This window comes from Vibrio sp. 1F169, from assembly GCF_041439605.1.
GTDB lineage: Bacteria > Pseudomonadota > Gammaproteobacteria > Enterobacterales > Vibrionaceae > Vibrio > Vibrio tasmaniensis_A.
Genome location: NZ_JBGOOI010000045.1, coordinates 20,497 through 37,959, shown reverse-complemented (window position 1 = coordinate 37,959; position 17,463 = coordinate 20,497). Strand labels below are relative to the sequence as shown.

The 17,463-nt window shown below is 45.5% G+C and carries 15 protein-coding genes; 6 read left to right on the top strand and 9 right to left on the bottom strand.

Features of this window, described 5'->3' with window-relative positions:
• Positions 1–353 precede the first annotated feature (353 nt).
• The 6 genes from fre to trxA form a co-directional block, all read right to left on the bottom strand.
• Complete coding sequence (gene fre, locus ACED53_RS16065; protein ID WP_017101252.1) at positions 354–1,067, bottom strand: NAD(P)H-flavin reductase; 714 nt, start codon at positions 1,065–1,067, stop codon at positions 354–356.
• Positions 1,068–1,087: 20 nt separating this feature from the next.
• Positions 1,088–1,357, bottom strand: coding sequence for a 2Fe-2S iron-sulfur cluster-binding protein (locus ACED53_RS16060; RefSeq protein WP_009848200.1), 270 nt, complete (start codon positions 1,355–1,357; stop codon positions 1,088–1,090).
• A complete protein-coding gene (gene ubiD, locus ACED53_RS16055) occupies positions 1,354–3,195 on the bottom strand; it encodes a 4-hydroxy-3-polyprenylbenzoate decarboxylase (RefSeq protein ID WP_017101251.1) in 1,842 nt (613 codons plus the stop codon). The genes ACED53_RS16060 and ubiD overlap by 4 nt, the downstream gene beginning before the upstream one ends.
• Positions 3,196–3,293: 98 nt before the next feature.
• On the bottom strand, positions 3,294–4,289 hold the full coding sequence (locus tag ACED53_RS16050) for a hypothetical protein (RefSeq protein WP_029225521.1): 996 nt from the start codon (positions 4,287–4,289) through the stop codon (positions 3,294–3,296).
• Positions 4,290–4,399: 110 nt separating this feature from the next.
• On the bottom strand, positions 4,400–5,659 hold the full coding sequence (gene rho, locus ACED53_RS16045) for a transcription termination factor Rho (RefSeq protein WP_009848197.1): 1,260 nt from the start codon (positions 5,657–5,659) through the stop codon (positions 4,400–4,402).
• 199 nt (positions 5,660–5,858) lie between these two features.
• A complete protein-coding gene (gene trxA / locus ACED53_RS16040) occupies positions 5,859–6,185 on the bottom strand; it encodes a thioredoxin TrxA (protein ID WP_009848196.1) in 327 nt (108 codons plus the stop codon).
• A gap of 111 nt (positions 6,186–6,296) precedes the next feature.
• Here trxA and rhlB point away from each other — a divergent pair, with 111 nt between their 5' ends.
• Together rhlB and gppA are read left to right on the top strand one after the other, a co-directional pair.
• On the top strand, positions 6,297–7,607 hold the full coding sequence (rhlB, locus tag ACED53_RS16035) for an ATP-dependent RNA helicase RhlB (RefSeq protein WP_009848195.1): 1,311 nt from the start codon (positions 6,297–6,299) through the stop codon (positions 7,605–7,607).
• A 6-nt stretch (positions 7,608–7,613) separates the two neighbouring features.
• Positions 7,614–9,107, top strand: a complete 1,494-nt coding sequence (gene gppA / locus ACED53_RS16030; RefSeq protein ID WP_017101250.1) for a guanosine-5'-triphosphate,3'-diphosphate diphosphatase — start codon at positions 7,614–7,616, stop codon at positions 9,105–9,107.
• A 100-nt stretch (positions 9,108–9,207) separates the two neighbouring features.
• Here gppA and ACED53_RS16025 read toward each other — a convergent pair whose 3' ends face one another.
• The 3 genes from ACED53_RS16025 to recQ all read right to left on the bottom strand — a co-directional run bounded on the left by ACED53_RS16025 (position 9,208) and on the right by recQ (position 12,373).
• Positions 9,208–9,879, bottom strand: coding sequence for a 7-cyano-7-deazaguanine/7-aminomethyl-7-deazaguanine transporter (locus ACED53_RS16025; RefSeq protein WP_009848193.1), 672 nt, complete (start codon positions 9,877–9,879; stop codon positions 9,208–9,210).
• A gap of 271 nt (positions 9,880–10,150) precedes the next feature.
• Positions 10,151–10,462, bottom strand: a complete 312-nt coding sequence (locus ACED53_RS16020) for a DUF3630 family protein (protein ID WP_009848192.1) — start codon at positions 10,460–10,462, stop codon at positions 10,151–10,153.
• A 72-nt stretch (positions 10,463–10,534) separates the two neighbouring features.
• Positions 10,535–12,373 (bottom strand): ATP-dependent DNA helicase RecQ, encoded by a 1,839-nt coding sequence (gene recQ, locus ACED53_RS16015; RefSeq protein ID WP_017098558.1) that lies wholly within the window; start codon positions 12,371–12,373, stop codon positions 10,535–10,537.
• Positions 12,374–12,553: 180 nt separating this feature from the next.
• Between recQ and rarD the strand changes: the two genes are divergently transcribed.
• From rarD to ggt, 4 genes are all read left to right on the top strand, one after another.
• Entirely contained in the window at positions 12,554–13,462 is a 909-nt protein-coding gene (rarD, locus tag ACED53_RS16010) for an EamA family transporter RarD (RefSeq protein ID WP_017098559.1), read from the top strand.
• An 86-nt stretch (positions 13,463–13,548) separates the two neighbouring features.
• Positions 13,549–14,343: an AraC family transcriptional regulator gene (locus tag ACED53_RS16005; RefSeq protein ID WP_017081539.1), complete on the top strand. Its 795-nt coding sequence runs from the start codon at positions 13,549–13,551 to the stop codon at positions 14,341–14,343.
• Positions 14,344–14,442: 99 nt separating this feature from the next.
• A complete protein-coding gene (locus tag ACED53_RS16000; protein WP_012605065.1) occupies positions 14,443–15,105 on the top strand; it encodes a LysE family translocator in 663 nt (220 codons plus the stop codon).
• Between the two features lie 91 nt (positions 15,106–15,196).
• On the top strand, positions 15,197–16,954 hold the full coding sequence (ggt, locus tag ACED53_RS15995; protein WP_017098560.1) for a gamma-glutamyltransferase: 1,758 nt from the start codon (positions 15,197–15,199) through the stop codon (positions 16,952–16,954).
• Positions 16,955–17,463 lie beyond the last annotated feature (509 nt).

Genomic DNA, 17,463 nt, shown 5'->3' with positions numbered 1-17,463 from the left:
CATCAACGAGTGCCCACACAGATTGATAGGTTTAAATTGTTAAAGAGCTTCACTTATTGAGCGTTCCTTTTAAGTAAGGAGCTTCTCGAAGTGGACGGTCATTCTAGCGAATTAACATTCAGTGTCAAACACTTTTTGAAAATTAATTTTTGTCGCTTTCCGTCTGACTGATTCTTGCTGAAGCCTTGTGGCGTCTGCCGTCTCAGTGGTGTCGCATTATAGGGAACCCTCTCAGCTTAGCAACTACTTTTTCATGAAAAATGAATAAATAGAGCTTAAGTGCCTAATAGTTCACCTAAACGGAAAAAAGAGAGCATTTCTGCTCTCTTTTTACTCTAAATCTAAAAGTATTCTTAGATAAATGCGTAAGCATCTGCGTACATATGGTCACGCTTTGCTTCTTTATTCTGAGTAAACAAGTCTCTTGCAGCACCTGCCATTTCGAAACGACCCGCAATGTAGATATCGAAACCAGCTAATGATTCGAAACTTTGCGTGATTGCTTCAAGTACATTACCCGTTTGACCGTGCCAAACTTCAGGCGCTTCTTCTACTACTGGTACAAAATGCACATTGCTGTGTTTTGCTGCAATGTCGACAAGCTCTTCTTTCGCATACAGCTGGCACTCATCTTTTGCGCCCCAGTATAGATGAATCTCTTTTTTACTGTTCTGCGCGATGCAGTGATCGAGAATAGAGCGCACGTAGCTAAAGCCAGTACCACCAGCAATCAGTAACAGAGGGCGATCGCTTTCTTCTTTAACCCACGCATCACCATGCGGGGCATCAATAGCTATGTCGCCATCTTCAGCTTGCGCTTTCTTCATTGCCTCAACAACTTCTGAAGCGTAAGCATTGTGCTCAGCTGCACCAATGTGTAACTCAAGTTCGCCTTCATGACGACAAGGGCTGCTTGCAATCGAAAATGGACGCTTGTCTTTTTCACCCATTTCAACCATTAAGTATTGGCCCGCTTTAAAAGCGACCGGTGTTTCTGGGTGAAGTAGGATTTGGTAAGTGTTACAAGCCAAAGGCTCGATTGATTTCACTTTACATTTAATAGTCATGTTCTTCCTCTCACTAACCCTTAATCGGCAAAGGTTAGAACTAAATTACTTTCTGCAAATGCTTGGCAAGCAAAAATCCAACCTTGTAGCTGCTCTTTCTCTGTGAGCATGGGTTCAAGGTGGTAACTCACTTGGCCTTCTAATTTTTTGCACATGCACATAGCGCATGCACCAACTTGGCAACGGTTTGGAAAATTGATATTGCTGTTGAGCGCAGCATCCAAAACCGTTTGCCCTTTTTCTACGGTAAAACTGATATTTTCTGGGTATAAGATTACTTGGAAGCTCATGAGATTCCTAGTTGTTCCCAAATGCTATCAATCTTTTTAACGACATCTGGATCCTTGGTGATTGGAACACCCCACTCACGTAGGCATTCACCTTCAAACTTGTTCGTCGCATCTAGACCCATTTTTGAGTGTCCAGTTTGGTTTTTCAGGAAGAACGTATCTCTTGCCGGATCCATTCTTGTAGTCACCGCCCAGATAATGTCATTCCAGTCACTGACGTTAACGTCACTATCACATACGATGACAAACTTGTTCTCATCGAACTGAGACCAAACCGCTTCAATGATTTTCTTACCGTTACCTGCAGCTTGCTTATCAATAGACACAACGACCATGCACGCATTGTCATTCTGTAAGTGAATATCAATAATTTCAGGGAAGGTTTCGGTTAGCTCAGTTAGGCAACCTTTAATATGCTGACTATCTATAGGTAAAGGTTTAGCATTAGGTGATAGTGCCAGCTCCGCATCCCACTTCTTAGTAATGTCTAAACCCATTTTTGAGCCTAAACCTACCACTGGCGATGCGAAGTCTAGAGAATCGATAGGCGTGTTCTCTATCATCAAGCTATCACGAGACGGATCCATATGTTCGCACATAGCAGCGGTCACTTGAGACCAATCACGCGCGTTAACATCCTCATCGCATACCAAGACAAATTTTGTGTACATGAATTGGCGTAGGAAAGACCATACACCCATCATCACGCGCTTAGCGTGACCTGGGTATTGCTTCTTCATGGCCACTACCGCCATTCGGTATGAACAACCTTCAGGTGGCAAGTAGAAGTCTTCTATCTCTGGGAATTGCTTTTGAAGAATAGGAACAAACACTTCATTTAACGCAACACCTAACACTGCGGGTTCATCTGGTGGACGGCCAGTATAGGTACTGTGATAGATCGGATTCTCGCGCATGGTTACATGAGTAATAGTAAACACATGGTGCTTTTCTTTCTCGTTATAGTAACCAGTATGGTCTCCGTATGGCCCTTCGTCTGCGAACTCATTCGGGTCGATGTAACCTTCCATTACGATTTCAGCACTCGCAGGCACTTCTAGGTCGTTACTGATTGATTTAACAACCTCAGTTTTACTGCCACGCAACAAGCCGGCAAACGCGTATTCCGATAAGGTATCAGGAACTGGCGTAACCGCACCAAGAATGGTGGCAGGGTCTGCTCCAAACGCTACAGAAACTGGGAATGGTTTACCTGGGTTAGTTTCCATCCAATCACGCAGATCAAGCGCTCCGCCACGGTGGGCTAACCAACGCATAATGACTTTATTCTTGCCGATTTTTTGCTGGCGATAGATGCCTAAGTTTTGGCGTTTCTTATTAGGACCGCGAGTAACCGTTAATCCCCATGTTAGCAATGGCGCGACATCGTCGGCCCAACAGCTCATCACGGGGATTTTATCTAGGTCGACGTCATCACCCTGCCATATCACTTGTTGGCATGCCGCTTTACGAAGACGTTTAGCTGGCATATTTAAGACCTGCTTAAACACAGGCAGCTTATCGATAGCGTCTTTAAAGCCTTTTGGTGGCTCAGGTTCTTTTAAGTAAGCAAGCAACTTACCTACTTCGCGTAACTCTTTGACCTCTTGACGCCCCATACCAATGGCTACCCGATCAGGTGTACCGAATAGATTGGTCAAAACAGGCATGTCATAGCCTACGGGGTTTTCAAATAAAAGAGCCGGGCCACCAGCACGTAGAGTACGGTCGCTAATCTCGGTCATTTCATAGTCTGGGTCGACAGGGTGAGAAATGCGTTTCAACTGACCAATGCTTTCAAGATGGTCGACAAAATCACGTAAATCTTTAAAACTCATAGGGCTTCTACATGCTGATTATTCTGCGCTCAGTATATCAAAAAGGGTGACGCTGAGATCCCCCTTTTTAGTGTGGTTATTGAGAGGAAAAATCCACTTTACGGTAATGCTTGCTCGATCAAAGAGCTCTTCACCTGAGGGTTATCATTCACAAGATCTTGCAACCAGCGCGTGTGACCTTGTTTGGCTAATTCACGGGCGACTAATGGCGCTTCATCGGCAATCGCCATCCTAGAGACAAGGAACTGCTTCACCTCTTCTGATAGCGGGTTCACCTTGGTAAGCAAAGTAATCGCTTCATCTTTCAAACGAGGATTCTTAGTCGCTGCCATTACCTGTTCCAACGCGAACGTTTGTTTAGTTTTAGCAAGTCGCTCTAACTCTGCTTGGCTATGATAATCGGCCTTCATTCGCCATAGAATCTTATAGACCTCAGGGTCTTCGCTCACTTGCGCTAATCGAACTACCACCTCGGTAGAAGGTAACCAGCTAACAATAGAAGATGCGGTGAGTTGCTTAGTCAGATAGTCAACCGCTTCAGGAGACAAACTGTCTAGCTCTCGAATTAATAGTGCTTCTCGCGTTTGAACTTGATGCTCAGGCCCTGACAACCACTCATTAAGGTTAAGTTTCCGCTTTTCTGCATCCAGTACAAACACCAGTGTCTTCTGGTCTTGATGCCATTGCTTGATCAGTCGATTAGCAATCGAAGGGTAATTAAAAGCAGGTACGGTAAACTCGTAGCCATCCCCACGCTCTAATACTTGGTAGGTCGGCGTGATAGCGAGTTGCTGTTCTATGAAAATAGACATCTTAGGGGTGAGAACGATCTCTTGCTGTTCGATCTTCTTCAAGAGCCGGTAACGAGCCACCTCTTGCTGGGGAAATGTCAGACGCTCAAGCGAAAAGCGTAGCGAATTGACTTCGTCACGCACGACAAGCTCGAGTAATTCAGCAGTTTTCAGTTTTACTTGATCATTCTCAAGCCAAGACTCTACTGTAAGTGGAGACATCTCGGTGGCATAACTCATGCCAACCGGTGAAAGTAACAGTGAAGTAGACAGGAGTAATGATGACAACAGTCCATGTTGCATTTTAACTTCCTCGTAACACTTTTGCCCATTCTGCAAGCTGTCGCTACAAAATGCAAATAAAAAGCGCCACCCGAAGGCAGCGCTTTTTAATAACTATAAGCTAATCAATACTACTGACGACGCATTGCGTCAAAGAACTCATCGTTCGTTTTAGTCATTGCTAGCTTGTCGATAAGGAATTCCATCGCATCGATTTCGCCCATTGGGTGAACAATCTTACGCAGAATCCACATCTTCTGTAGTTCATCGTTCTTGGTAAGAAGCTCTTCACGACGAGTACCAGATCGGTTGAAATCAATCGCTGGGAATACGCGTTTTTCAGCAATCTTACGGTTAAGGTGCAGTTCCATGTTACCTGTACCTTTGAATTCTTCGTAGATAACTTCATCCATCTTAGAACCAGTATCAACCAGTGCTGTTGCGATGATAGTTAAGCTACCGCCTTCTTCTACGTTACGTGCCGCACCGAAGAAACGCTTTGGACGATGTAGAGCATTCGCATCAACACCACCAGTAAGAACTTTACCTGATGAAGGAATCACAGTGTTGTAAGCACGAGCAAGACGAGTAATTGAATCCAGTAGGATAACCACGTCTTTCTTGTGTTCAACAAGACGCTTCGCCTTCTCGATTACCATTTCTGCTACTTGTACGTGGCGAGATGCTGGTTCATCAAACGTCGATGCGATTACTTCGCCTTTAACTAGGCGCTGCATTTCTGTTACTTCTTCTGGACGCTCATCGATAAGTAGAACCATTAGTTCACACTCAGGATGGTTACGAGCAATGCTTTGAGCAATATTTTGCAGAAGCATTGTCTTACCCGCTTTTGGCGGAGCAACAATCAGACCACGCTGACCTTTACCGATTGGAGAAGCAAGGTCAAGAATACGAGCTGTGATATCTTCAGTTGCACCATTACCCGCTTCCATCACCATACGTTCGTTGGCGTGAAGAGGAGTAAGGTTTTCGAAAAGAATCTTGTTACGAGCGTTATCTGGTTTATCGTAGTTAACCGTATTTACTTTAAGCAGAGCAAAGTAACGTTCGCCATCTTTAGGTGGACGGATTTTACCGCCAATAGAGTCACCTGTACGAAGGTTAAAACGACGAATCTGGCTCGGTGATACATAAATATCATCAGGACCAGCAAGGTATGAGCTGTCTGCGCTACGTAGGAAGCCAAAACCGTCTTGAAGAATTTCTAGAACACCATCACCAAAGATGTCCTCACCACTTTTTGCGTGTGCTTTAAGGATGGAGAAGATAATGTCTTGTTTTCTTAAGCGAGCTTGATTTTCAAGACCTAGGCTTTCGCTAAGTTTAACAAGTTCAGACACAGGTCTGTTCTTCAGTTCAGTAAGATTCATAGTGGTGGAAGTTTGTTTAGTCAAAATAGGGTCTGTTTTCTTAAGTTAAGAAGGATTTGGTCACAGGCTCGACCAAGAAGAGAATTTGTTCAATTAACGTGCGATAAATTAGCACTAAAACTAAGACTAGTCCATAGCTTAGAAAAAACAAAACCGCGCATTTGTTAACTGCGCGGTTTCTTTTCAAATACTCACCTGATTATAGGTTAGCGTCTAGGAACTCTTTAAGTTGAGTTTTAGACAATGCACCAACTTTAGTTGCTGCTACGCCACCGTCTTTGAAAAGAAGTAGCGTTGGAATACCGCGAATACCGAATTTTGGTGGAGTACCAGCATTTTGGTCGATATTTAATTTACCGATTGTGAGCTGACCTTCGTACTCGTTTGCGATTTCATCAAGAATCGGCGCAATCATTTTACATGGACCACACCATTCTGCCCAAAAATCAACAAGAACAGGGCCTGCAGCGTTGATTACATCGTTATCAAAACCGTCATCAGTTAGCTGCAAAATCTTATCACTCATCTTCCACTCCAATGTATTTTTTAGAACTGGTTGGATGATAACCAGTAAATAGATGCCCTATTGGAATGTATTTACTTTCGTATTGCAAGCTTAAGCTGATATTCTATAGCAATGAAAAAGACGCATATCACAGAGCAAAAGTTCGCCGACTTGGATTTACTTCCGCAAGTCATTGAAGGATTGGAGAAAAAAGGGTTCGACTATTGTACCCCTATCCAAGCCTTGGCGCTCCCGGTACTGCTCACCGGCCAAGACATTGCAGGCCAGGCCCAAACGGGTACTGGTAAAACGCTTGCGTTTCTTACTGCTACTTTTAATCACCTGCTAAAAACACCTGAGCATGAAGGCCGTAAGCCTAACCAGCCACGTGCGATTATTATGGCACCAACGCGTGAACTCGCGATTCAGATCTACAATGATGCTGACTCTCTGGTTGCAAGCACAGGTATCAAGGCAGCATTAGCTTACGGTGGCGAAAGCTACGATAAGCAACTAGGTAAGATCGAAGAAGGCGCTGATATCTTAATTGGTACGACTGGCCGCATCATCGATTTCTACAAGCAAAAGGTATTTAACCTTAACCACATTCAAGCAGTTGTTCTTGACGAAGCTGATCGCATGTTCGATCTTGGTTTCATCAAAGACATCCGCTTCTTGTTCCGTCGTATGCCTGAGCCAAAAGATCGTCTGAACATGCTGTTCTCTGCGACACTGTCTTACCGCGTACAAGAACTTGCATTCGAACACATGCACAACCCAGAGCATGTCGTTGTTGAACCTGAGCGTAAGACTGGTCACCGTATTCAAGAAGAGCTGTTCTACCCTTCTAACGAACATAAGATGGCTCTTCTACAAACATTAATCGAAGAAGAGTGGCCAGATCGCGCAATCATCTTCGCTAACACTAAGCACAAGTGTGAATCAGTTTGGGGCCACTTGGCTGCCGATGGTCACCGTGTTGGCCTACTAACCGGCGATGTTCCTCAGAAGAAACGTGAAAAGATTCTTGAGCAATTCACTAAAGGTGATGTTGACCTGCTTGTCGCAACGGATGTTGCAGCACGTGGCCTACACATCCCTCAAGTAACACACGTATTCAACTTTGACCTACCTGACGATTGTGAAGATTACGTTCACCGTATCGGCCGTACAGGTCGTGCTGGTGAAAGCGGTCACTCGATCAGCTTTGCTTGTGAAGATTACGCAATCAACTTGCCACCAATCGAAGAATACATTGAGCACGCTATCCCAATGTCTGACTACGATGCTTCTGCACTACTGGAAGATCTGCCAGCACCGATGCGCTTACGTACACGTAACCCGCAACAACGTCGCTCAAACAACAATGGCCCACGCAACGGTAACCGTAAACCAAACCAGAACCGTCGCCCACGCCAACCGCGTCATAACAAGGAAGCTTAGTCGCTTATGAGTCAAACAGTGTCACCACCGCTTTATGCTGCAATCGACCTCGGGTCGAACAGTTTTCATATGCTCGTTGTGCGTCATATCGATGGCAGCGTACAAACCATGGCTAAAATTAAGCGCAAAGTTCGTTTAGCTGCAGGCTTAGATGAAAATAATGCGCTTAGTACTGAAGCCATGCAGCGCGGTTGGGACTGTTTGAGTCTCTTTGCAGAGCGACTGCGAGATATTCCGAAAGAAAATATCCGCATTGTCGGTACAGCGACCCTACGTACCGCTATCAATGTGGATATATTTCTCGAGAAAGCGAACCAGATCCTTGGTTACGACATCAATGTTATCTCTGGTGAAGAAGAAGCTGCGACTATCTATAAAGGCGTAGCACACACTTCTGGTGGCAGCGGCCGCCGACTAGTGGTTGATATTGGTGGTGCAAGTACCGAGATGATCATCGGTGAAGGTTTCTCAGCCAAAGCCTTAACCAGCCTGAAGATGGGTTGTGTTACTTGGCTTGAACGCCACTTTAAAGATCGCCAATTAACCGCAACCAACTTCAACAATGCCATTGAAGCGGCCAAGTCTACGTTGGCTCCTATCCTAGATAGCTACACTGATATCGGGTGGGATGTGTGTGTTGGTGCCAGTGGTACCGTTCAAGCACTGCAAGAAATCATGTTGGCGCAAGGCATGGATGAAGTCATTACTCATGCCAAACTCAAGCGTCTACAGAAACAAGCGATGATTACAGAGCGCTTAGAAGAGCTTGAGATTGAAGGCTTAACCCTTGAGCGCGCACTAGTGTTCCCAAGTGGTCTTTCTATTCTTATCGCGATTTTTGAGCTGCTTGAAATTGATTCAATGACACTCGCTGGCGGCGCACTCCGTGAAGGTCTCGCCTACGAGATGGTTGATGAGTTTCGCCAAGAAGATATTCGCGCTCGTACCATTAAGAGCGTGCAATCACGCTACCAAATGGACGTAAGCTACAGTGAACAAGTTGCTGTAGTCGCACAGACTCTATTAGAGCAAGCGGGCGCCGAAACGTGGGTTTCGGAACCTCAAGCAGGTGTGCTATTACAAACAGCGGCGAAGCTTCATGAGATTGGTTTAACCATCGATTTCAAAAAAGGAGGCGAGCACAGTGCTTACCTACTGCAGAACTTAGACCTACCTGGCTTTACTCGAGCGCAAAAGCACTGCTTGGGTGAGTTAACACGCCGCTACCGCGAACAGTTAACTTCATTGCCAGAGCAACATGCAATCTCAGGCACCAGCAGCAAGCGTATTTTACGAATTCTGCGTTTAGCTATTTTGTTGACTCACCGTCGTAATCCAGCGCTAGAGCCTGAGTTCAAGCTGACGACGGATGACAACAATCTGACCTTGACGCTTTCTAAACAATGGCTGCAAGACAACCCTCTCACAGCCGCAGAGCTAGAAATCGAATCCAATCGACAAACCGATATTGGCTGGCCATTGAATATTGAATGCCTCTGATATTAGTATCTGACGCTAGAAATTAAAAAAGCCCAAGTTAGTCTACTAACTTGGGCTTTTTCTTATCGCTGCATTAATGCTTTGCGTTACAAATCTAAACTTAAGCGTTAACACCTGTCGCTTTAAAGTCAGGGTTCACAGCGGTTAGCTTCTTAACTACGTAATTTAGAAGCACACCGTACATAGGCACGAACAAGCCTAAGCTGATGATAAGTTTGAATCCGTAATCGACTAAGGCAATCTCAGTCCAATGCTCTGCCATGAATGGATCTGGGCTTTGGTAGAAAGCAATCGCAAAGAAAGCGATGGTATCAATAGCATTACCGAATAACGTTGAACACGTTGGCGCAACCCACCATTGCTTCATTTGGCGTAAGCGGTTGAACACATGCACATCCAAGATTTGACCGAGCAGATAAGCCATGAAGCTTGCCGCTGCGATGCGTGCAACAAACAAGTTGAACTCGCCTAGTTGGCTAAAGCCTTGGAATGAACCTTCAAAGAACACCACAGACAATAAATAAGAAACGGCCAGCGCTGGTAACATCACTAAGAAAATGATTTTACGAGCAAGCTGCGCGCCAAAAATACGTACGGTCAGGTCGGTCGCTAGAAAGATAAACGGGAAAGTGAAAGCACCCCAAGTGGTGTGCATACCGAAGACGGTAAAAGGTAGCTGAACCAAATAGTTGCTTGATGCAATAATGATCAAATGGAACAAAACTAATAGTGCTAGGGCTTTGCGCTGTTGCGCAGGGGTAAAGTTACTCATGCTGTACCTTTTTAGTTTGGTTTGGGGGTGAGGGAACCCAAATCGAGTCATTTCTTCGAATAATCCAAGAAAGCTCTTACCAATAATGTGAATTAAAAATGTTTCTATAATTTGCTCTATTGAGCGGCGGGCGATTATACATTAATCAATATTGGCTGCAATGGTGAGAACAAACGCAAACGTTTATCCTCACTTTTATTGATGAATGGCGTTAGAAGCCAAGTTTTAAAAGCCAGGTTTAGAAGCTACGTTTCAGAAGCCATGCAAAAAGTTAGAAACCGCGCTTGAAAAGCGTCGCGAGATAATCGAACTCTTCTCGGCTTTCTTCAGCGTTTAACGACTCAAACCAGATTGATTCACTGTAATGTTCAGACTTTAAAAACATCCGACAATCTTCAAAATCAATCAACCAAGAGTGCATATCGGCGTCCCATTGCTTTTCAACAACAGACGCTGACAGCAATGCCACCAGCTTTTCACCTAGCACTTCATAAGAATCAAAATCAAAACTTGGAGACGTAATCAATAAACGCCCTTCCTCAGCCAAATACTCTCTTAAGCCAAATTCTGTTGGTGTTGTCATGTCCCTATCAACCTTATTCTTTTTCTATAAGCTAATGGTTTTTATAAGCTAAACACTTCTGAAAACTAGCAATTAGCCGTGTGTAGTGATGTGTTCTTGAATCAAATCCAAGAATGGATCAGCGTACTTATCGAGTTTGCGTTGACCGACACCATTCACTGCCAGCATCTCACCATAAGATGTGGGTAGGATTTCAGCCATATCAATCAGCGTCGCATCACTGAATACCACATAAGGTGGTAAGCCATCTTCATCAGCAATCGACTTACGCAGCTTACGCAGTTTCGCAAACAGCTTCTTATCGTAGTTCTTACTGCTCAGCTTGTCGGACTTCGCATTGCGCACCGCGGTATCTAAACGAGGAACAGCCAACTCCAAAGACATCTCACCACGCAGTAACGGGCGGGCTTCTTCTGTTAACTGTAATGTCGAGTTACGAGTAATGTTCTGGAACAGCAAGCCTTTGTGAATCAACTGACGGAAGATACTGATCCAGTAATCATGACTATGGTCGCGGCCAATACCGTAAGTAGACAATTTATCGTGGCCATTATCACGGACACGGATGTTCTGCATGCCACGCATAACTTCGACCACGTAGCCCATACCAAACGACTGATTGACACGGTACACACAAGACAATGCCTTCTGCGCTTCTTTAGTCGCATCAAAATGCTTAGGTGGATCGAGGCAGATATCGCAGTTACCACATTGCTTCTCGCGATATTCGCCAAAGTAGTTCAACAGAACCTGGCGACGACAGGTTTGCGCTTCGGCAAAAGCACTCATCGCGTTCAGCTTGTGCATCTCAACTTGTTTTTGCGGGCCTTCTTCTTTTTCATCCAGCATACGACGCAGCCAACCCATATCAGCAGGGTCAAACAACATCATCGCTTCAGCAGGCAAGCCATCACGACCAGCACGGCCAGTTTCTTGATAGTAAGATTCGATGTTGCGTGGAATATCAAAGTGCACCACAAAACGAACATTGGGTTTGTTGATACCCATACCAAACGCCACGGTTGCAACAACGATCTGGATATCATCACGTTGGAAGGCCTCTTGAACGTAAGCACGCTCATCGGTGTCCATGCCTGCATGATAACCCGCAGCACGAATACCGTTATTGCACAGCTTCTCGGTCACCATTTCCACTTTCTTACGACTACCACAATAGATGATGCCGCAATTGCCTTTCTGTGTTTCTAGGTAGCGGACCACCTGAGACACGGGCTTGTGCTTCTCAACCAGGTTGTAGCGAATATTAGGGCGATCGAAGCTGCCTAAGTAAGTGTGCGGCTCCACCAGCTGCAAACGCGAGATTATATCTTTGCGCGTCGCATCGTCAGCGGTTGCCGTCAGCGCCATATAAGGCACATGCGGGAAATACTGTTTAAGCTGACCTAGCAAAGCATATTCAGGACGGAAATCGTGTCCCCACTGAGAGATACAGTGCGCCTCATCGACCGCAATCATCGAAAGCGGCAAGTCTTGTAAGCGCTCGATGAAGTCACGCATCAACACACGCTCTGGCGAAGCATAAACCATCTTCAATTGGCCTGAGTTCATGCGGTTGAACACGCTCAACAGTTGATCGCGTGGCATCGATGAGTTTATGCACTCAGCCGCCACACCATTAGCTTTCAACTGGTCAACTTGGTCTTTCATCAATGAAATGAGCGGTGAGATAACCAAAGTCAGCCCATCACGCACTAAAGCCGGGATCTGGTAACACAGAGACTTACCACCACCGGTTGGCATAATCACCAAGCTGTCTTTGCCTTCAACGGCTAGGTCTATGACCTCTTGCTGACCATCACGAAAGCTCTGATAACCAAAGACATCTTGTAAGATATCTTGCGCATCATTCGCGGGAGTTGGTGTTTGCTCAGCAATCAGAGTGGCGGTCATTGTGGTTCCTAATCAAGGTATAAAGTCAGCGTGCAGCATTGGCAAGCAAGGCGCACATTGTAGAGGGGAACGCTAGCGAATTAAACCGCAAATTGTTAGGTGAAAAGGGTTAACGCTCCTATACTGACCAACTCTCTTTATAAATCTTATTAATAAGCACTCAGTGCTAGAGAAAGTTACATGACACAAGAAGACCAACAACGTACGCGACAGGGAATTTTGCTTGCCGTTGCCGCTTACACCATGTGGGGAATCGCTCCCATATATTTCAAATCTTTAAGTGAAGTATCCCCATTTGAGATTCTTAGCCACCGTGTAGTATGGTCTTTTTTCCTACTCGCTTTTCTACTGCACATGAGTCGTGGCTGGCGTAAGGTTCGAGACACCCTCACCTCCAAACCCAAAATGCTCTATTTAGTCGCCACTTCGATTTTAGTGGGCGCCAACTGGCTTATTTTTATTTGGGCGGTGAATTCCAATCACATGCTCGATGCCAGCTTAGGCTATTACATCAATCCGCTGATTAACGTGTTGCTCGGGATGTTCTTCCTTGGCGAACGCTTACGTAAACTTCAATGGTTTGCGGTTGCTCTGGCTGCGATTGGCGTGATAATTCAATTGATCGCGTTTGGCTCTGTGCCGATCGTTGCCATTGCCCTAGCCTTCAGCTTTGGTTTCTATGGCCTGTTACGTAAAAAGGTTAGCTTGGAAGCTCAAACTGGCTTATTCATTGAGACGCTGGTGATGCTGCCTATCGCCGCAACGTACCTATTGTTTATCGCAGACAGTGCAACGTCAGATTTATCGATGAACCCAATGCAACTCAATCTATTATTGGTTGCAGCAGGTGTGATCACCACGGTTCCACTGCTTTGTTTTACTGGCGCTGCAACCCGCTTGAAGCTATCGACACTCGGTTTCTTCCAGTACATCGGCCCAAGCTTAATGTTCTTGCTCGCGGTTCTGATTTACGGTGAAGCCTTTACTTCAGATAAAGCGATTACCTTCGCCTTTATTTGGGGCGCTCTGGTGATTTTCAGCTTTGATGGCCTACGTAACAACAAGAAGAACAAACGCGCTAAGCAATAACACTGATCGTTTTTTACAAGACAATCCCTTAATACGAAGATAAGCTTGGTTGAATTGATGACTATTTGACCAAGCTTTTTTGTACCATGGATAAAGTCCACTACTACTCTACCCCAACAGAAGATATCAGCCTGATCCAAGCTCAGTACCAAGAGTTTGCCTTTCAGCGCCACTATCATTTGGACTTTCACATTGGCTTAATTACCCAAGGACAGCAGAAATTCGTCTATAAAGGGACGAGCCATAATGTTGGTGCTGGCCAAGTTGTTATCATGCCACCCGATGAACTGCATGATGGACACTCCAAGCTCGATTCGGGTTATCAAGTCAGTGTGTTTGCCGTGTCTCCCCAATGGTTTCAAGATCTTGCCGATCCCAAGCAAAATGGTCACACATTAGGCTTTTCTGAGTTGATCCTCTCCGATCAAGCTGCATTTTCACAATTGCGCAACTTACACGGCCTATTAATCCATCAAAACATCAGCCAGCTCGCTCAAGATTGCTTACCTTTCGAAGGGTTCTCGACGATTGTCGATCGTTATGCGAAATTTGGATCGAAGAGTGACATCAAACTGGGTAATCAATCGATTGATACGCTAAAAGACTACTTGATGGCGAACTTGGATCAACCAGTGCGATTAGAACAATTGTCTGAGTTGTGTGGTTTAACCACGACTCAATTCCAACGCCATTTTAAAAACAGAATGGGCATTACGCCTTATGCATGGCTGAGCCGTTTACGTATGGAACAGAGCATGCGTCTGATTAAGTCTGGGATATGTGGTACCAAGGTCGCGCACCAAGTAGGCTTCTATGATCAAGCACACTTCTCTAAGGCTTTCAAAACCACGTTCGGCGTACCACCCTCACAAATCAACTAAGTGTTGATAATTTACAATTGCTCGATTTCAAATCACGGTAAGCTACGCTCAATACGATTACTTATTTAAAAATAGCGGCAACGTTATTGAGAACTGACGATGAACGAAGTCACCATACTGATCACCCTAGCCTCTATCCACTTTATCGCTTTGATGAGCCCCGGCCCTGATTTTGCGTTAGTCGTGCAAAATGCGACGCGTCACGGACGCCAGACAGGCTTGTACATTGCGCTTGGCTTATCTTGCGGGATCTTGCTGCATTCGTTGCTGAGCCTGACGGGAATCAGTTACCTAGTCCACCAGCAACCAACCCTATTTGCCATTATCCAATTGGCCGGCGGTAGCTACTTACTGTACTTAGGCTACGGGGCACTTAAAGCAACCTGGCAAATAATTCAGAACCACGACGATGACGCCGATACCGTCAATTCTAAAGATCTGATTCTGACCAACAAGCGAGATGCATTTTCTAAAGGGTTTATGACCAACATTCTCAACCCAAAGGCTTTGGTATTCTTTATTAGTTTAATGTCGAGCTTAGTCCCTGCGGATATGTCGCTGTCAGGCAAAGGCTTTGCTCTGATCATCCTATTTGGCCTCTCACTGTTTTGGTTCTCACTGCTGGCGTGGATGCTTTCAACCAAAACACTGCAGAAGAAACTCAGCGAAGCGACCGTTTACATCGATGGCTTGTGTGGCGTGTTATTCAGCCTTATTGGCGCGAGTATTCTTTGGCAGTCACTGTCCGGTTTAATCGCTTAAATTCGAATCAAGATTACAATTCGTTAACAACACTCTGGCTATCTCATCTTTCCACTGCCAATCTAGCTCTGCATATTAAAAGGAGAAGATCATGCAGTGGAAAACAAAACTAACAACCCTCGCCACTTCTACCCTACTTTTTGCCTCTCACGTCAGTTGGGCAAATCAAGCTGCCGATTCCGTCGCACCCGAACAAAGTAGTGGTTTAGAAACCAAACAACTCGTCAAGGCCAATGACTGGATGGTCACTGCGGCCAACCCATTAGCAACACAGGCTGGAGCTGATGTGCTTGCTCGTGGTGGTAATGCCATTGATGCCATGGTTGCCGTGCAGCTGATGCTTGGCTTGGTCGAGCCTCAATCGTCAGGTATTGGCGGTGGAGCATTCCTTGTTTATTTTGATGGCAAGGACAAGCAACTCAAAACCTACGATGGTCGTGAAACTGCACCACTTGATGCCACACCACGTTTGTTCCAAGACGAAAACGGACAACCGCTTAAGTTTTACGATGCAGTGGTTGGTGGTCGCTCAGTGGCGACACCGGGCACAGTCCAACTGCTGTGGGACACTCACCAAAAATACGGCAAGTTAGAATGGGCATCACTGATTAAGCCCATCGCTCAACTGGCTGAAAAAGGCTTTACCATCAGCCCACGTTTAGCCACCTTGATTGAAAATGACCAAGAGCGACTAAGTCGCTTTGCCACTACCAAAGCCTACTTCTTCAATGCCGATGGCAGCCCGAAAACAGCTGGCACGCAACTTAAGAACCCAGAGTACGCGGCAACGTTAAACGCTATCTCAAAGGATGGTGCTAAGGCCTTCTATCAGGGTGAGATCTCTGCCGACATCATTAATACTGTGCAAACTGCCAAAGGTAACCCTGGCGTATTGGCGCAGAAAGATTTTGACGCTTACTCGATCAAGCAACGTGAACCCGTTTGTTCCGCTTATGAGAGCTACCAAGTATGCGGAATGGGTCCACCAAGTTCAGGTGCATTAACGGTTGGGCAGATCTTAGCGATGACCGAGCAGTTTGATCTTAAATCATGGGGACCAAACGACGCTAAATCTTGGCAAGTGTTAGCAGACGCTTCTCGCCTAGCCTTTGCTGACCGTGGTATGTACATGGCAGACCAAGATTACGTACCGATGCCAACCCAAGGGCTAGTGAATACTGACTATTTGCAGGAACGTGCTCAGTTAATTACCGCAGGTAAGGCACTATCAAGCGCACCTTCAGGCACGCCACCGTGGGATCACGCCATGCTGCGAAGCCAAGATGTTTCTATTGAATTGCCGTCCACCAGCCACTTCAATATCGTCGATAGCGATGGCAATGTCGTTTCGATGACCACCACCATTGAGAATGCCTTTGGCTCACGTTTGATGGTGAGAGGCTTCCTACTCAATAACGAACTGACCGACTTCTCATTCAAGACCCACAACGATGGTAAGCCTATCGCTAACCGACTTGAGCCGGGTAAGCGTCCACGTTCTTCAATGGCACCCACTATCATCATGCAAGACGATAAACCTTACATGGCGATTGGCTCTCCCGGTGGCAGCCGTATCATAGGTTATGTAGCACAAGCGATCATTGCGCATACCCAATGGGACATGGATATTCAGCAAGCGATCAACCAACCACACTTCCTAAACCGTTTCGGTACCTTAGATTTGGAAAAAAGAACATCAGCGGAAAACTTCAAACCTGAGCTAGAAAAGATGGGATTTGAAGTCAACGTTCGCGATCTTAACTCTGGTTTACACGCGATTCGCATCACAAAAGATGGTTTAGAAGGCGCTGCAGACCCTCGTCGTGAAGGTGCAGCCATTGGTCAGTAGGGAATAATTCTCCCTTTTTACTCGCTGCCTTGTGCGAGATCTCTCACAAGGCAGTGAGTAAATATCGATATTTGATGACGAAATTAGTCACCTCGATATCGCAACCAATTGAAATTAAAAGATACGTACATTTATCATTCAAATAATTATATAGAAATTCGCTTATGCACCATTGCTGATAAATAAGGAATCGGTAATATGAATGGTGTCGGAAGGATGCTGACACGGAACAGGAAACGCCAAGGATTTGGTTATCTTCAGGATGAAGATTCGATTACTCAGGATGAATAATCGGCATGGATAGCGAAATGGACATTGAATGGACGCAATAGTAACTAGGATGGTTGCTACTAAGGAAAGACAATGGACACCTCTGGACGAGGAAAGGACTGAACATCAGGATGATGTAAAGGACACCGCTCAAGGAACAAGTGACGCGCGCTAACGAGGATTGTTGGCAGATCAGGATAAGATCAAGGACACCGCTAGGAAGGCGACGAAAGGAATAC

Coding starts and splice junctions, on each gene's coding strand:
- rhlB (WP_009848195.1), top strand. CDS start 6,297: ATGAAAAAGACGCATATCACAGAGCAAAAGTTCGCCGACTTGGATTTA.
- ACED53_RS16020 (WP_009848192.1), bottom strand. CDS start 10,462: ATGACAACACCAACAGAATTTGGCTTAAGAGAGTATTTGGCTGAGGAA.
- recQ (WP_017098558.1), bottom strand. CDS start 12,373: ATGACCGCCACTCTGATTGCTGAGCAAACACCAACTCCCGCGAATGAT.
- ACED53_RS16025 (WP_009848193.1), bottom strand. CDS start 9,879: ATGAGTAACTTTACCCCTGCGCAACAGCGCAAAGCCCTAGCACTATTA.
- ACED53_RS16060 (WP_009848200.1), bottom strand. CDS start 1,357: ATGAGCTTCCAAGTAATCTTATACCCAGAAAATATCAGTTTTACCGTA.
- ggt (WP_017098560.1), top strand. CDS start 15,197: ATGCAGTGGAAAACAAAACTAACAACCCTCGCCACTTCTACCCTACTT.
- rho (WP_009848197.1), bottom strand. CDS start 5,659: ATGAATCTTACTGAACTGAAGAACAGACCTGTGTCTGAACTTGTTAAA.
- ubiD (WP_017101251.1), bottom strand. CDS start 3,195: ATGAGTTTTAAAGATTTACGTGATTTTGTCGACCATCTTGAAAGCATT.
- ACED53_RS16050 (WP_029225521.1), bottom strand. CDS start 4,289: ATGCAACATGGACTGTTGTCATCATTACTCCTGTCTACTTCACTGTTA.
- ACED53_RS16000 (WP_012605065.1), top strand. CDS start 14,443: ATGAACGAAGTCACCATACTGATCACCCTAGCCTCTATCCACTTTATC.
- trxA (WP_009848196.1), bottom strand. CDS start 6,185: ATGAGTGATAAGATTTTGCAGCTAACTGATGACGGTTTTGATAACGAT.
- fre (WP_017101252.1), bottom strand. CDS start 1,067: ATGACTATTAAATGTAAAGTGAAATCAATCGAGCCTTTGGCTTGTAAC.
- gppA (WP_017101250.1), top strand. CDS start 7,614: ATGAGTCAAACAGTGTCACCACCGCTTTATGCTGCAATCGACCTCGGG.
- rarD (WP_017098559.1), top strand. CDS start 12,554: ATGACACAAGAAGACCAACAACGTACGCGACAGGGAATTTTGCTTGCC.
- ACED53_RS16005 (WP_017081539.1), top strand. CDS start 13,549: ATGGATAAAGTCCACTACTACTCTACCCCAACAGAAGATATCAGCCTG.